This is a genomic window from Lentzea sp. NPDC102401, from assembly GCF_044765805.1.
Classification (GTDB): domain Bacteria; phylum Actinomycetota; class Actinomycetes; order Mycobacteriales; family Pseudonocardiaceae; genus Lentzea; species Lentzea sokolovensis.
In genome coordinates this window covers 103,317-117,634 of record NZ_JBIWKS010000004.1, presented here as the reverse complement: position 1 = coordinate 117,634, position 14,318 = coordinate 103,317, and the positions used below count along the sequence as shown (strand labels likewise).

Below are 14,318 nucleotides of genomic sequence, written 5' to 3'. Positions count from 1 at the left end.
GGCGGCTTCGTGGTCATGGCGAGCAAGGGTGATCGCGCCGTGCACGTCACACCTGTTGCGGCCGAGCGCCTGTTCTACGTGCGGCACCAACTGCGGGAGAAGTACCTGAGCCGGGTGACCACGACCGAACTGGCCGCGGTCACCGGATCCGCCGCGGCCTGGCTCGGCGGCGCCACCCCGCGAGAGCTGGCCGCTGCCTGGCCGTTCGCCGATTTCGTCGACGTCGCCGACGCGTACGAGAGCGGCGACCGGACCGAACTCAGCTGGCAGCAGTACCGCGCGAACAAGACGGACGGCCTGGGCGAGTTCGTCGAGGCGGCGATGCGGGAACCGCGGCTGCGGCGGATGTACCCGTTCAAGTCGATGTGGTGGATGTCGTTCCGGCCGACGGCGGATGAGTACTGGGTGCCCGGCCCGTGGGTGCGGCCGGCCGGCGACGGACGGTTCACGGTCGCCGAGAGTCGGCAGGTGGAACCCGAGGTCACCTACGACGCCGCCGAGGCGGTCCGGGTGTGCCTGGCCGAGATGGACCGGCTCGGTGTGCCGTCGCCCGAGGAGCTTCGTTCACGCTGAGCCGGGTGCTAGTTCGTCCATTATGGACGTCGCTCACGGTTAGATCGGTGACTGCGGCGGGTAATCCCGCGCGCTTGTAACGATTCGCGCGTCGCGCGTAAATCGCCCTCTGGGGTGAGATGTTCGCTGACAGCTTTCGTCAGGGCGCGGGACGGCCATGATCTCGGGGTGGATGTGGACTCCCACCTCGCCGCGGTGGAGCAGGCGCTGATCGCTGTGCGGCGCAGTCAGTCACGTCGGGCGCTGGCCGAGTTGGCTGTTCCGGCCTTTGACGTGCTCGATGTCGTGGAAACTGCGGAACGGACCGGGGCTCAGGCCACGGTTTCCAGTGTTGCCTTGGCTTTGCACGTCGATCAACCCCGGGCCAGCAAGCTCGTCACCAGTGCGGTCGATGCCGGGCTGGTGTCGAGGATCGCGGACAAGGCGGACGGCCGGCGGGTGTTGCTCGTGCGCACGCCGCGGGGGCGGGCCACGTCCGCTGAGCTGCACCGGGCCCGGCAAAGTGCTTGTGCCGCCGCCATGACGGACTGGAGCGAGGAGGAGCGGGCGGAGTTCGCCCGGTTGCTCACTCGTTTCGTCGCGGTGTTCGGCGCGCGATAATTCCTGTTGTGACACTGGATGAGTTGATCGTTTACTGCGCGGGGAAGCCTGGCGCGGAAGAGACGTATCCGTGGGGCGAGGCCGAGTTGGTGTGCAAGGTCGGCGGGAAGGCGTTCGCCTTCATCGGGCTTGACGTGCACACGGTCGGGCTCAAGTGCGGTGCCGACGCCGAGGCCGCCGCGGTGTGGCGAGAGCGCTTTCCCGGTGACGTCACGGTGAGCGGGTACGTCGGCCGGTACGGCTGGAACACCATCGCGCTCAAGGGGTCCGTGCCCGACGACGACCTGCTGGAGCTGGTCGACGGCTCCTACGAGGCCGTCGTCGCGCGGTTGCCCAAGCGGAAACGGCCCGCCTAGCGCTCTTCCGGCTGGAGGATGCCGAAGATGTTGTTCTCGGTGTCCTTGTAGTACGCGAGCAGGCCGACGCCGGGCATCTTGTCCTTGGGCAGCGCGACCGTGCCGCCGTTGACCTCGATGGCGGCGATGGCGACGTCGATGTCGATCACGCTGATCGTCATGACGTACCCGTGGATCGGCGCGTCCGGGTCGGGGTCGGGGCCCCGGCGGGGGAGCAGGCCTCCGTTCACGCCGGGCTGGTCGTCGTCGCCGGTGGTGATGACCCAGTAGGGGATGTCGCCCCACTGTTCGATCTTCCAGCCGAAGACGGAGGTGTAGAAGTTCCGCGCTCGCTCGGGATCTGCGGCGTGGATCTCGAAGTGCACAGGACGCGACATGAGACGGCACGCTACTCCGGACAGTGGTTGTCCGCATTGGCTTCTACGGTGGCGTCATGGCAATCGGAATCCAGGTCACGATGGACGCGGCAGACCCGGGAAAGCTGGCCGCCTTCTGGGCGGAGGCGCTCGGATACGTGCTGCAGCCACCACCTCCCGGCTTCGAGTCCTGGGAGGACTTCGCGGTCAAGAACAAGATCCCCTTCGAGTCGGTCAACGACTACTCGGCGATCATCGACCCCGAGGGCAAGGGCCCGCGGTTCTTCTTCCAGCGCGTGCCGGAGGGCAAGACCGCGAAAAACCGCCTCCACCTCGACGTGAACGCCGGGCTGGAGGCGGTTGATCGGCTCGTTTCCCTTGGTGCCACGCGGGTTCGCGAGTTCAACGACAACAAGGGCCACTGGGTCGTGATGCTCGACCCCGAGGGCAACGAGTTCTGCGTGCAGTGATCGCTAGCTGGTGATGTCCTTCGTCTTGAACTGGCGTGCCGCGAGCAGCGTGAAGACGCCGCCGTAGACGAGCGCGGAGAACGCTCCGCGGGTCATCTCCGACCAGTCGATGTCGGTCGAGAGCAGGTCGGCCCACGCCATCGCGTAGTGCGTCGGCAGGTAGTTGCGCAGGTCCCCGAGCGGCTCGATCTGGTCGAGGATCTGCGACAGGATCGAGACGAGCACCGTGCCACCGACCGCGCCGAGAGGTGCGTCGGTGGACACGGACAGGAACATCGCGAGGCCCGCGACCCAGAACAGGTTGATCGCGATGTACACGACCGCGAGCGCCATCCCAAGCACGCCGTCGCCGAACGGGGCGGCCTCGCCGGTCGGGCTCACCACCTCGCCGGCGCCGTACCAGGCCACGCCGACGCCCAGGGCCACCGCGGGAAGCAGGGCGAGGGCGAAGACGCTGAGGATGCCGCTGCTGACGGCCTTCTGCCGCAGGAGGCGGTGCCTCGGGATCGGTGCGGCGAGCAGGTACTTGAGACTCGACCACGACGCTTCGGACGCGATCGTGTCGCCGAAGAACAGCGCCACGATCATCGGCAGCAGGAAGCTGCTGCTCACGAACAGCGTGAGCACCACGAAGTTGATGCCGCTGGCGGTCGCGAGGTCCACGAAACCACCGGAGCGGCGGTTCGGGTCGGACTGACCGATCTCGAAGCTCGCCGCGAGGATGAACGGCAGCAGCACCAGGAAACCCAGCACGAGCTGGGTCCGCCTGCGACGGATCTGCCGTTGCAGCTCCACGTGGATGCGGAGCGTGCGGCGCGCTTTGTACCCGACCGACGAGCCGTCCGGCGCCACCTTGGTGTGCTGCAGGGCGGCCGCGTCGGTGAGGTCCTTGAGCGCGCCGGGGTCGGTGTGGACGCTGTTCTCGTTCACCTGTCCACCTCCTGCCGGATCGGTGCTTTCGTGCGGTTCGGGTTCGCGGTCCGCACGGGCGCGAACGCGGGCGTCGCCACGATCTCGTCCGTCACGTCGAGGCCGGCCTCGGCCAGCACCTCGACCGCCGCGGGGTTCGGGGCGTCCGCCGTGGCGGACGCCGCTGCCATCAGGAAGTCATTCACCGACCAGCTCCAAGAACGCGTCTTCCAGCCTGCGTCGCGGGCCCGCCTGATCCACTGCCACACCGGCCGCCACGAGAGCGGTCAGTGCGACGGAACGCGGGACGCCGTTCATCGACGCGTGCACGGCGTCCTCGTCCTCGTGCACGTCGTGCACGCCTTCGAGGCTCCGCAGGACATCGGCTGCCTTCGAGGGGGAGTCGACGCGGAACGTCGCCTCGCCGCCTCCCGCCGCGATGTCGGCCACCTCGCCGGCGGCGACGAGCTGACCCTTGTGCATCACGACCACGTGCGAACAGGTCTGCTCCACCTCGGCCAGCAGGTGCGACGACACGACGACCGTGCGGCCCGCCGCGGCGTAGCGGCGCAGGACCTCGCGCATCTGGTGGATCTGGGGCGGGTCGAGCCCGTTGGCCGGCTCGTCCAGGATCAGCAGGTCCGGGAGACCGAGCATCGCCTGGGCGATCGCCAGCCGCTGGCGCATGCCCTGGCTGTACGTGCGCACGCGGCGGTGCACCGCCTTGCCGAGGCCCGCGATCTCCAGCGCCTCGTCGAAGTGCGCCTCGTCCACCGGCCGGCCCGTCGCCGCCCAGTACAGGTGGAGGTTCGCGGCGCCGGAGAGGTGCGGCAGGAAGCCGGAGCCCTCGACGAACGACCCGATCCGCGACAGCACCGGAGCGCCTGGCGTGACCTTGTGCCCGAAGACCCGGATGTGGCCCTCGGACGGGTGGATCAGGCCCATCACCATGCGCAGCGTCGTGGTCTTGCCGGCGCCGTTGGGGCCGAGCAGACCGAGCACCATGCCGTGCTCCACGCGGAACGACAGGTCCTTCACCGCCGTCACGCCGCCGGGGTAGGCCTTCGTGAGATTGGTGATGACCAGCGGCACGTCGGCGAGGTCGGGGTCCGAGTCCTGCGCCATGCGCCGGCGGAACATCGCGATGATGCCGGAGCCGATCAGCACCAGCAGCGCGATCACGATGCCCCACAAGGCTTCCGTCGGGAAGCCCTCGGTGACGTTGCGGCCGGGCACCACGGGCACCGAGATCTCGTCGGAGGCCAGCGAGATCCGGTACGCGGCGGGCTGCTCGGCGTTCGCGAACGCCTGGTCCGTCGTGGACACCACGAGAGCCAGCATGTGCTCGCTCTCAACAGGACGGACGGTGCCGGGCAGCGTCACCGTCACCTCGGCGGCGGAACCGTCCGTCGGCAGCGCCACGCGGAACGGGGCGACGATCGAGCCCGGCAGCGTGCGGGTGCCGTCCGCGGCGACGTCGTAGAGCTTGGCGAACAGGATCGCCTCACCGGAGGTCTGGTCACCGCGCGCGACGCGCAGCTTCACCGTCGACGACCCGGTCAGCAGCACCTGCGAGTCCAGGGCGTCCGAGGTGAACACCGCGGCCTGGCCCGGCATGTCGAGCGACAGTCGCGACGAGATCGCCGCCGACCGCGACAGCGCCGAACCCAGGCCCGGCAGGTTGCTGATCGACGCCGGGTTGCCGCCCGCCGGGTTCACCACGACCTGCTCGCGTCCGCTGAGCTTCAGCGTCCTGCGTTCGGTGGAGGAACCCTGGGCGAGGCCGGGGTACGACGGCGCGACGACCGTGCGCAGCGACGGCTGGCCGGACGAGCGGAACGCGCCCTGAACCGTGTACTCGAAGCCGGCGCCGGGGTCGGTTCCCTTGCCGCGCAGGTGGAAGTCCATCCAGTCGGCGATCTCACCGCGCAGCGCGGTGCCGGGGTTGCCGCCGTCGTGGCCGCCCGCGTACCAGACCATCTTCACCTTGCCGCCGGCCGCCGCGATCTGACGCGCGGTGGCGTCGGACTGGTCGAGGCCGAACAGGGTGTCCTGCTCGCCCTGCACCAGCATCGTCGGCTGCTTGATCTGGTCGGTCACGGCGACCGGGGACGACTTGCGCAGCAGTTCGAGCGTCTGCTGCGAAGCGCTGCCCTTCGTGGCGACCTCGGTGTAGGCCGTGCAGACCTCGGGCGTGAACCGGCCGCACGCGCCCAGCGACGGCGTGGGCGGCTGGAGGCCCTGCGCGCCCGAGTTGCCGCCCGGCGCGGGCGCGGTGCCCTGCTGGTTCGACGACTCCCGCTGGCCCGTCTCCGGCGCGTCACCCGTGGGGGACGAGAGGTCGATCGACGTCATGCCCGCGGAGAAGAAGATGCCCGCCCACGACCGCTTGAAGACGCCGTCCTCGCCGAACGCGGTGGCGGACGGGGTGGCGTCCGCCCGCGGGGTCGCCAGCGCCGAGTTCGGCAGTAGCGACTGAGCGAGGTCGTTGTAGGTGATGACGGGGACGATGGTGTCGACGCGCTTGTCGACGCCCGCGAGCAGCAGTGACAACGCACCGCCGTACGACGCGCCTGTCACGCCCACGCGGGGGTCGCCACCGCTGTCCTTCTCCACCTCGTCACGTGTGCCGAGGAAGTCGAGGAGCTTCTGCGCGTCGCGGACCTCGCGGTCGATCGAGTTCAGCGCGATCTGGCCCGTGCTGCGGCCGAAACCGCGCGCGGACCACGTCAGAACGACGAAACCGCGCCGGGCGAACTCCTCGGCCTGGGTGTGCACGCTGCGCAGACTGCCGCCGAAACCGTGCGCGAGCATGATCGCGGGCGCGGGCGTCTGCTGGGGGAGGTAGAGGCGCGTCTCGATCGTCACCGTCTGAGCGCTGTCAGGGCTCTCAGGTGCGTCGATGTTCGCTTCTTTGAAGGAAACGGCTACGGGGTCGTCTCCGGATCGAGTGAAGTACACGCCACCAGCGACGAGGGCGAGGACCACGATCAATGCGGGGATCGTCCACCTGCCGCGAAGGCGGGATAGGCGGGACACGGGGATGACGATATGCGAGTTTTGCTGAGAACCGCCTGTCAGGATCCGCTCGCGGTCTCAGCATGAGTGGATCTTCAGCAGGGCTTCAGGTAGAGGCGGTTCCGGGCCGAACGACACGCGGCGTATTCCCGTTGCGCCTGGTTACGTGGGTCTGCTCACCCTGTGTGGCGCTAACCGCACTTCGTGGAGCACAATATTGACGCAGCATGGAGGGGAGTACTCCCTAAGCGGCGGTGTCGTCAATACGGAGCTCGGCGTGGAGCTCCCGGTGCCGTCGGTCGTTCGAGAGATCATCTCGGCGGCGGAGGAGACCTCCGGGTTTATCTGGCATGCGCTGAGAATCCCGGAGGTTGGGTTGTGAACGTCCCCGCATGGATGTGGCTCGCGACGATCGGTGGTCTGCTCGTTCTGCTCGCCGTGGACCTGGTGATCGTCGATCGGAAACCCCATGAGGTGACGATCGGTGAAGCAGCCCGCTGGGTGGTCTTCTACGTAGCGATGGCCGCGCTCTTCGGCCTCGGGATCTGGTACTTCTCGGGTGGTCAGTACGCCACGGAGTTCTTCGCCGGGTACATCACCGAGTACTCCCTGAGCGTCGACAACCTCTTCATCTTCTTGATCATCATGACGACGTTCAAGGTGCCCGCGATCCACCAGCACAAGGTGCTGCTGATCGGCATCCTGCTCGCGCTCGTCATGCGCGGCATCTTCATCGCGGCCGGCGCGGCGCTCATCAGCCAGTTCAGCTGGGTCTTCTTCATCTTCGGCGCGTTCCTCATCTACACCGGCTGGCAGCTGGCGCGGGAGAACCACGACGAGGAAGAGGAGTACAAGGAAAACCTCATGCTCCGCATGGTGCGCAAGGTTTTCCCGGTGACCGACGACTTCCACGGCTCGAACTCGTTCATCAAGATCGACGGCAAGCGCTACGTGACCCCGATGTTCATCGTGATGGTCGCGATCGGCTCCACCGACCTGCTCTTCGCGCTCGACTCGATCCCCGCGATCTTCGGTCTCACCAAGGAGCCGTTCCTGGTGTTCACGGCCAACGCGTTCGCGTTGATGGGCCTGCGCCAGCTGTACTTCCTGCTCGGCGGCCTGCTTGCGAAGCTCGTCTACCTGTCGATCGGCCTGTCGGTCATCCTCGGCTTCATCGGCGTCAAGCTGATCCTGGAAGCCCTGCACACCAACAACCTGCCGTTCCTCAACGGCGGCGAGCCGTTCCACGTGCCGACGATCGGCATCGAGGTCTCGCTGTCGGTGATCATCGGCGTGCTGGCGATCACGACCATCGCCAGCCTCCTCAAGGTGCGGCGCGACCCGGAGGCCGCGAAGCACGTCGGCGCCGACGCCGGTCACTGATCTCAGCGCTGGTACGGAAGCGGCACGTGCCCACTGGGCGCGTGCCGCTTCTGTTTTCGCGTGTTGTCGTGGATCTCAGCTGACGGAGACGCCGTTCTGGTAGACGGCGCGGACGGCCTGCTTCAGCGTTCCGGCCTTCACGTGCTGCTCGGCGTCCCCCTCCACGAGAACGAGATCGGCGAGCTTGCCAGGGGCGAGTTCGCCGAGTTCGTTTCCGAGGCGCATCAGCGCGGCGGCGGAGGTGGTGGTCGCGTAGAGCGCTTCCGCCGGGGACATGCCGTACTCGACCATCAGCGTGAGCTCGTTGAGGTTGTCGCCGTGCGGGCCGACGCCGGAGTCGGTGCCCATCGCGATCTTCACGCCTGCCTGGTGCGCCTTCTGGAACGCCTGGAAGTGCTGCGAGACAACGGCATTGGCCTTGTCCAGGATGACGTCCGAGATCGCCATGCCGGCCGCGGCCTGGTCGAGCACCATGCGCGGGGCCATCAGCGTCGGCACGAGCCACGTGCCGTTTTTGATCATCTCTTCGACGCCCTCGTCGGTGAGGAACACGCCGTGCTCGATGGAGCGCACGCCGTTGCGCACGGCCGTGAGGATGCCGTCGCCGCTCATCGCGTGCGACATGACCGCGATGCCCGCGGCGTTGGCCTCCTGCACGATCATCGCGATCTCCTCGTCGCGGAAGTGCGCGTGGCGAGGGTTGCTGCGCGGTGACATCACGCCGCCGCTGGACGCGATCTTGATGATGTCGGCGCCGTGGCGGACCAGCGTGCGGATGACCTTGCGCAGTTCCTCCGGGCCGTCGGCGACGGTGTCCGGCAGGCCGGGGTGCAGCGGCGGCGAGATGTGCGCGCCGCACTGCATCCAGTCGTCGTTGTGGCCGCCGGTCTGCGAGACCATGTTGACCGCGATCTGCATGCGCGGGCCCTGGATCAGGCCGCGCCGCACCGCCTCCGCGACACCGAGGTCGGCGCCGAGCGCGTCGCGGACCGTTGTGATGCCGCACTGCAGCGTCGCTTTCATGTTGCCGATCGCCTCGTAGAACGGCAGCGAGAACGGCGTGTTCAGCGACCGCACGAGGTCGGCGCCGCTGAACATGAAGTGCACGTGGCAGTCGAACAGTCCCGGCAGGATCGTGTGGCCGGTCGCGTCGACCAAGGTGTCACCGTCGAGTCCGATGCCCACGTCGACGATGCGGTCGCCCTCGACGACCACGTCGCCGGGCTCGGTCGTCCGTCCGGTGAAGACCCTGCCCCCAGAGAACACGATGCGCGTCATACGCGGGAATCTATGCGCTGAGTCAATTTTTGTGATCGGTCAACAAATAACTCTGAGCCTTGCTAACAAGTTCTGTTAACGTCCTGGCCGTGCGCCCAGAAGACCTGCAGCTGCTCACCACGCCCGGCACCGTCGCCGTGTCCGGAGACCTGGTGCTGGTCAGCATCACCACGCCCGACCTCGACAAGAACGCCTATCGGGGCGGTCTGCACCGGGTGTTCCCGGATGGCACGACAACACCGTGGACGCACGGTGATCGCGACAATGCGCAGCGCATTTCTCCCGACGGCCGACTCGTCGCGTTCCTGCGCGTCAGCGGAAAGTCGAAGCCGCAGCTCTACGTCGTTCCGGTGGACGGCGGCGAGCCCCGCAGGCTCACCGATCTGCCGCTCGGCGCCGGTGCCCCGGTGTGGTCGCCGGACTCGTCGCGGCTCGTCTTCGTCGCCCGCGTGCCGGAAGAAGGCCGCTACGGCACGACCGACGACGGCCCCGAGGCCGAGGCTCCGCGCCGCATCACGCGCCTGGACTACCGGGTGGACGACGTCGGCTTCCTCGCCGACCGCCGCCCGCGCCTGCACGTGGTCTCCCTCGACGGCACGGTTTCCGAGGCGACCGACGGCTCGTTCGACGTCTCCGACCCGGCGTGGATCGACGACTCGACGCTCGTGTTCGTGGCGCCGCGCGACCTCGGCGTGTCCGAGACGTTGCACTCCGACCTGTACACCGTTCCCGCTGCCGGCGGCTCGGCCTCGTTGCTGGTGCGCGCTGCCGGCGAGGCCTCGATGCCGTTCGTCGCCAACGGCTCGTTGTACTGGCTGGGCACCGAGTTCTCCGGCATCGACGCCGTCGCGCGCAACCACGGTCTGTGGAAGGCGTCGCTCGACGGGTCCTCGCCCGTCCGGCTCACCGACGTCGAAACCGTTGACGTGGAACGACTTTCCGGTCCGCCCGTGGCCGACGCCTCCGGTGTGCTGCTCGTCGTGCGCAACCGCGGCGCGTTGGAGCTGCAGCGGATCCCGTTCGACGGCGGATCCGGCGAGGTGCTGACGGGTTCGTCGGCCGCAGTCCGGTCGTTCGCGACGGACGGGTCCACTGTGGTCGCCGTCGTGTCCACTCCGGACAGCCCTGGTCAGGTCGAGTTCGTCGGAACCGGTGTGCGCACGGCGTTCTCGTCGGTCGAAGCACGCCGCGTGGTCGAACTGGAAGGCACTGCCTCCGACGGCTACCCGGTGCACGGCTGGCTGGTGCTGCCCGACGGCGACGGCCCGCACCCGGTCGTCATGGCGGTGCACGGCGGCCCGTTCATGTACCACAGCTGGGGTTTCTTCGACGAGGCCCAGGTCTACGCCACCGCCGGGTACGCCGTCGTGCTGCCGAACCCGCGCGGTTCCGCGGGTTACGGCCAGGCCCACGGCCAGGCGGTGATCGGCAAGTTCGGCTCCGTCGACGTGGACGACGTCCTGTCCCTTTTGGACGTCGCGCTCGCCCGTGACGACACCGACGCCGACCGCGTCGGCGTGATGGGCGGCTCCTACGGCGGTTTCATGACGTCGTGGCTGTCCGCTCACCACGGCGAACGCTTCAAGGCGGCCTGGAGCGAACGCGCCGTCAACGCCTGGGACTCGTTCTCGGGCTCCTCGGACATCGGCTACTTCTTCGCCGACGCCTACTGCGGCACCGATCCCGAGGCACAGCGCGCGATGTCGCCGCTGACCTACGCCGAGAAGATCAACCTGCCGTTCGCCGTCGTCCACTCCGAACAGGACTGGCGTTGCCCGCTGGAGCAGGCGCAGCGCATGTTCGTGGCGTTGAAGCGGCGTGGCGTCGAGGCGGAGATGCTGATCTTCCCCGGTGAGGGGCACGAGCTGACCCGGACCGGGCAGCCGCGGCACCGCAGGCAGCGATTCGACGCGGTTCTGGAGTGGTGGGGCCGCTACCTCAAGGCCTGACCAGTCCCGGCCGCGAGCTCCATGAACCGGGAAAGAAGTTCCTGGGCGGGCAGGGAGTCGGCGTCGAACGCCACGAGTTCTTGGTGTTCGTCCGTCTCCCGCACGCCTACCCAGAAACACCCGAAGCAGAACTCCAGGTCGAACAGCACGGCGCCGTCGGCGGCGTGCGCCCAGATCGCGTAGGCGGGACTGAAGCACCGCATCGGGTCGCCCGTCGGAAGGCTCGCGACGAGCGTGAGGATCGTGGAGGCTTCGCTGCGCTCCCACGAGCCGAGCAGGTCGCCCTGGATGGTCCACGCTTCGAGCCGGTGCGCCTTGGTCGCGCTCGCCGGCATCCGCGCGCTCATCGGTTCGCGTGGCTCCACCTGGTCACCCCAGCAACGTGTAGTTGAGTTCCTCGCACACGCGCGCCAACGGCAGATCGAGACCCGGATGGTCCAACGGCAGCAACACGTCCGGCGCCGCGGGCAGCCCGGAAGCCCCAGGCGGGTCCCACAGGCAGATCGCAGGGTCGCCGGAGTCCATCGACGACCGGTACCAAAGCCCGTCCAGCTCCGGATAAGCCGCCCGGATCGCCCGCGACCACGCCTGGGTCACGATCTTCGGCCCGGTCGAGATCTCCTGCGAGGCCCCGACGCGCGTCGGCCACAACCCGCCCAGGTCCAGCAGCCTCAACGTGCGGCGGGGCCGGAGGACGACCAGGAACGGCGAGCGGGTGCGGCGGTCCACGATCGACGTGGCCTGGAAGACCTCGGCGATCGACGTGCGCACGGACAGGCCGAAGTAGAGGACGCCGTTCTCGTGGTCCTGGACCGGGCCGCCGTCGTCGGCCGGTTGTTGTGCGTCGAAGCGTGCGTGGGGGAGCGGGCCGGTGTAGCGGAACGTGTTCCAGCGCTGCGGGTGGGAGCCCTTCGCCGTGAACACGCGCACCAGGCGGGTCGCCCGGTGCACCGCCACCACGTCCTCGGTGCGGCGCAGGTGTGCCTGGAGCACGGCAGGGGCAGGCGGCTGCGGAAGCCGTGACATTCGGGTCCTGTCGGGTGTTCGGGAACGCTCAGGCAGGTGTGCCGAGCGTGGAGGCCAGAGTGGCGACGCGGCGGGGGTCTCCTCCTGCGAGGAGCCATTCGCGCGGGGTCGCGGGCTTGCCGTCTACGGGCAGGTCCTCCTGGCGGGTGGTCATGAACGCGGCGACGACGAGCGCCGGTTGGTCCGACGGGATCTCCGCCAGCACGGTTTCGAGGCCCGGGAGCACGCCGGTGCCCGCGAACTGCCAGGCGGGCAGGCGCCAGCTGCCCCTGTCCTTCCAGCCCACGAGCCTGCCGACGCCCAGGCGGTGCCGGATGCGGCTGGTGTCGACCTGGAGCTGGCGCGCGGCGTCGTTCACGGTCAGCGCCGAGTCGCGCAGCACCGCGTGGGCCACGACCGTGCGGGTGCGTGGCTTCGCGTCGGACGGGCCCGCCGGCGAGAGGTCCAGGCCCACGTCGGTCAGCGCCGCCTGCTGGTCCGGCGTGAAGTACGTCGCCGGTTCCGGGTGTGGCGGGGCGAGCCTTCGTGCCGCGTCGGTCACGAGGGCCAGGAACTCGTCGGGACTCACCTGCAGGCCGGCCTTGGCCAGCACCGTCTCCAGGGCAGGACTCATGCGCACAGAATAGCCCGTGCGTGCGCATCTGTGCGCCCTACGAACGGTCTAAGCAGGAACGATCGACGTTGCGCGCTCACGCGACGACGCTACGTGAGAATTCCCGGTCCGGACCGGTGACGTGGGCCTCATCTGGCACATCGATACCATTCCCGGATGCAGCTCGACCGCACCGCCAAGCGGGTCGTGGTGGCGTGGGCCGCCGTCATGGTCGCCACGATCACCTACGTCATGCTCCGGCCACCGGGGTGGTCGCTCGATCTGCGCGTCTACCGCAACGGTGGCGCGGCGTTCCTCAAGGACATCCCGCTCTACGTCGAGGGCTTCGCGAAACCCCTCGGCGGTCCCGACCTGCCCTTCACCTACCCGCCGATCGCCGCCGTGCTGTTCAGCCTGCTGGCGCTCGTGCCGCTCGGGGTCGCGATCTTCGCGGTGGCGGCGGCGAACCTCGCGATGCTCACGGGGCTGTGCCTGATCGCGGCGGGCCGCGTGCTCGGCTGGGGGCCGGACGCGGTGAAGTGGGGACTGGGCGCGGCGGCGGTGTCGTCGATCTTCGACCCGTTGCGCGAGACGTTGTGGTTCGGCCAGATCAACCTGCTGCTGGGCCTGCTGGTGATGGCCGACTGCCTGCTGGAACGCACCCGCTGGTGGCCTCGGGGCGCGCTGATCGGGCTCGCGGCCGCGATCAAGCTGACGCCGGCGTTCTTCGCGTTGTTCTTCGTGGCACGACGGCAGTGGAAGCCCGTGTTCGTGTCCATCGGCTCGTTCTTCTTCTTCGTGGTGCTGGGGTTCCTCGTCTCGTTCGGCGACGCGAAGGAGTACTGGACGCACGCGCTGCTCGATCCGGGGCGCGTCGGGCGCCTCACCTACGCGTCGAACCAGGCCATCCGCGGCACCCTCGCCCGCTTCGGCCTGGAGAACGGTGCCCAGGTCGGCGTGTGGCTCGTGCTGGCGCTGGTCGTCGTGGCGGCGGTGTGGTGGCTGGCCTCGCAGCTCGGGGACGTCGAGGCGTTCTTCGTCGTGGCGATCGGCGGCCTGCTGATCTCGCCCGTGTCGTGGGGGCACCACTGGGTGTGGATCGCGCCCGCGCTCGTGCTGCTCTCACGGCCGGAGTTGCGCCGTCAGTGGGCGTCGTGGGCGATCGTGGCGGTGTTCGCGATCGGGCCGCACTGGCTGTTCCCGCGCGACAACGACGTCGAGCGGAACTGGGCGTGGTGGCAGCAGGTGATCGGCAACCTCTACGTGCTCGTCGGGGTCGCCGTGCTGGTCACACTCGCGGTGCGGGTCGTGCGAGACCGCCGTCGAGCCGCTTCAACCGCAGGCTGAACAGCACCAGCACCACGCCCCACAGGATCGCGAAGACGCCGATGGTGATCACGAACGCGAGCGCGCCCGCGGCCGGGTTCACGATCAGGATGATGCCCAGCAGCACCGTGAGCGCCCCGGTGACGACGTAGAACCACTCGTTCGTCATCACCTTGCGCAGGCGGATGGCGTCGACGATCTGCAGCACGCCCGTGACAAGCGCCCACACCGCGATGAGGAGCAGCAGCGCGGTCGCCGTGATGCCCGGCCAGAACAACGCGATCAAGCCTGTGACCAGGCCGAGCACGCCGATGAGGCCGAGCGCCCAACGCGCGGGCCACTCCTTGTGGGTCAGCGTCAGGTACAGCATCATCGCGCCGTCGAAGAGCGCGTAGGCGCCCCACAGGATGATCAGCGCCAGCAGGGTGAGGCCCGGCCAGAGAAGAGCGGCCAGGCCGAACAGGACCGCGAACACCCCACGC

General features: G+C 68.7%; 16 protein-coding genes. 7 read left to right on the top strand and 9 right to left on the bottom strand.

Annotation, left to right across the window (positions count from 1 at the left end; translation table 11 throughout):
- Positions 1 to 15: 15 nt before the first annotated feature.
- From ACIRG5_RS15600 to ACIRG5_RS15590, 3 genes are all read left to right on the top strand, one after another.
- Positions 16 to 573, top strand: coding sequence for a DUF6193 family natural product biosynthesis protein (locus ACIRG5_RS15600; RefSeq protein ID WP_402905143.1), 558 nt, complete (start codon positions 16 to 18; stop codon positions 571 to 573).
- A 168-nt stretch (positions 574 to 741) separates the two neighbouring features.
- Positions 742 to 1,173 carry a MarR family winged helix-turn-helix transcriptional regulator gene (locus tag ACIRG5_RS15595; RefSeq protein WP_319977063.1) on the top strand — a complete coding sequence of 144 codons (432 nt, stop codon included), beginning with the start codon at positions 742 to 744 and terminating at the stop codon, positions 1,171 to 1,173.
- 8 nt (positions 1,174 to 1,181) lie between these two features.
- Positions 1,182 to 1,529 (top strand): MmcQ/YjbR family DNA-binding protein, encoded by a 348-nt coding sequence (locus ACIRG5_RS15590; protein WP_093596799.1) that lies wholly within the window; start codon positions 1,182 to 1,184, stop codon positions 1,527 to 1,529.
- Here the strand turns inward: ACIRG5_RS15590 and ACIRG5_RS15585 are convergent.
- On the bottom strand, positions 1,526 to 1,906 hold the full coding sequence (locus tag ACIRG5_RS15585; RefSeq protein WP_319977062.1) for a VOC family protein: 381 nt from the start codon (positions 1,904 to 1,906) through the stop codon (positions 1,526 to 1,528). The genes ACIRG5_RS15590 and ACIRG5_RS15585 overlap by 4 nt on opposite strands.
- Before the next feature lie 56 nt (positions 1,907 to 1,962).
- Here ACIRG5_RS15585 and ACIRG5_RS15580 point away from each other — a divergent pair, with 56 nt between their 5' ends.
- Positions 1,963 to 2,355, top strand: a complete 393-nt coding sequence (locus ACIRG5_RS15580) for a VOC family protein (protein WP_330273506.1) — start codon at positions 1,963 to 1,965, stop codon at positions 2,353 to 2,355.
- A 3-nt stretch (positions 2,356 to 2,358) separates the two neighbouring features.
- Here the strand turns inward: ACIRG5_RS15580 and ACIRG5_RS15575 are convergent, their stop codons facing one another.
- Genes ACIRG5_RS15575 through ACIRG5_RS15565 form a run of 3 tightly spaced genes read right to left on the bottom strand, consistent with a single transcriptional unit; the run spans position 2,359 to position 6,132 of the window.
- Entirely contained in the window at positions 2,359 to 3,285 is a 927-nt protein-coding gene (locus tag ACIRG5_RS15575; protein ID WP_402905141.1) for an ABC transporter permease, read from the bottom strand.
- The gene (locus ACIRG5_RS15570; RefSeq protein WP_402905139.1) at positions 3,282 to 3,470 is read right to left on the bottom strand and encodes a hypothetical protein; all 189 of its coding nucleotides are present in this window, start codon (positions 3,468 to 3,470) and stop codon (positions 3,282 to 3,284) included. Before ACIRG5_RS15570 ends, ACIRG5_RS15575 begins: the two co-directional genes overlap by 4 nt.
- Complete coding sequence (locus ACIRG5_RS15565) at positions 3,463 to 6,132, bottom strand: alpha/beta fold hydrolase (protein ID WP_402905137.1); 2,670 nt, start codon at positions 6,130 to 6,132, stop codon at positions 3,463 to 3,465. The genes ACIRG5_RS15570 and ACIRG5_RS15565 overlap by 8 nt, the downstream gene beginning before the upstream one ends.
- Before the next feature lie 528 nt (positions 6,133 to 6,660).
- On the opposite strand from ACIRG5_RS15565, the gene ACIRG5_RS15560 reads away from it, so the two are divergent.
- Positions 6,661 to 7,665 (top strand): TerC family protein, encoded by a 1,005-nt coding sequence (locus ACIRG5_RS15560; protein ID WP_402905135.1) that lies wholly within the window; start codon positions 6,661 to 6,663, stop codon positions 7,663 to 7,665.
- Positions 7,666 to 7,740: 75 nt separating this feature from the next.
- Here ACIRG5_RS15560 and ACIRG5_RS15555 read toward each other — a convergent pair whose 3' ends face one another.
- Positions 7,741 to 8,943, bottom strand: coding sequence for an amidohydrolase family protein (locus ACIRG5_RS15555; RefSeq protein WP_402905133.1), 1,203 nt, complete (start codon positions 8,941 to 8,943; stop codon positions 7,741 to 7,743).
- 89 nt (positions 8,944 to 9,032) lie between these two features.
- On the opposite strand from ACIRG5_RS15555, the gene ACIRG5_RS15550 reads away from it, so the two are divergent.
- Positions 9,033 to 10,892, top strand: a complete 1,860-nt coding sequence (locus ACIRG5_RS15550) for a S9 family peptidase (protein WP_402905132.1) — start codon at positions 9,033 to 9,035, stop codon at positions 10,890 to 10,892.
- Here ACIRG5_RS15550 and ACIRG5_RS15545 read toward each other — a convergent pair.
- Genes ACIRG5_RS15545 through ACIRG5_RS15535 form a run of 3 tightly spaced genes read right to left on the bottom strand, consistent with a single transcriptional unit; the run spans position 10,877 to position 12,531 of the window.
- Entirely contained in the window at positions 10,877 to 11,257 is a 381-nt protein-coding gene (locus ACIRG5_RS15545; protein WP_402905130.1) for a hypothetical protein, read from the bottom strand. The two genes, ACIRG5_RS15550 and ACIRG5_RS15545, sit on opposite strands and share 16 nt — an antisense overlap.
- A gap of 4 nt (positions 11,258 to 11,261) precedes the next feature.
- A complete protein-coding gene (locus tag ACIRG5_RS15540) occupies positions 11,262 to 11,918 on the bottom strand; it encodes an RES family NAD+ phosphorylase (RefSeq protein WP_402905128.1) in 657 nt (218 codons plus the stop codon).
- A gap of 28 nt (positions 11,919 to 11,946) precedes the next feature.
- Positions 11,947 to 12,531, bottom strand: a complete 585-nt coding sequence (locus tag ACIRG5_RS15535; protein WP_330273514.1) for a DNA-binding protein — start codon at positions 12,529 to 12,531, stop codon at positions 11,947 to 11,949.
- A 156-nt stretch (positions 12,532 to 12,687) separates the two neighbouring features.
- Here ACIRG5_RS15535 and ACIRG5_RS15530 point away from each other — a divergent pair, with 156 nt between their 5' ends.
- Positions 12,688 to 13,857 (top strand): glycosyltransferase 87 family protein, encoded by a 1,170-nt coding sequence (locus tag ACIRG5_RS15530; protein ID WP_402905125.1) that lies wholly within the window; start codon positions 12,688 to 12,690, stop codon positions 13,855 to 13,857.
- On the opposite strand, the gene ACIRG5_RS15525 is transcribed toward ACIRG5_RS15530, so the two are convergent.
- The gene (locus ACIRG5_RS15525; RefSeq protein WP_402905124.1) at positions 13,799 to 14,311 is read right to left on the bottom strand and encodes an HdeD family acid-resistance protein; all 513 of its coding nucleotides are present in this window, start codon (positions 14,309 to 14,311) and stop codon (positions 13,799 to 13,801) included. The two genes, ACIRG5_RS15530 and ACIRG5_RS15525, sit on opposite strands and share 59 nt — an antisense overlap.
- Positions 14,312 to 14,318: the final 7 nt, after the last annotated feature.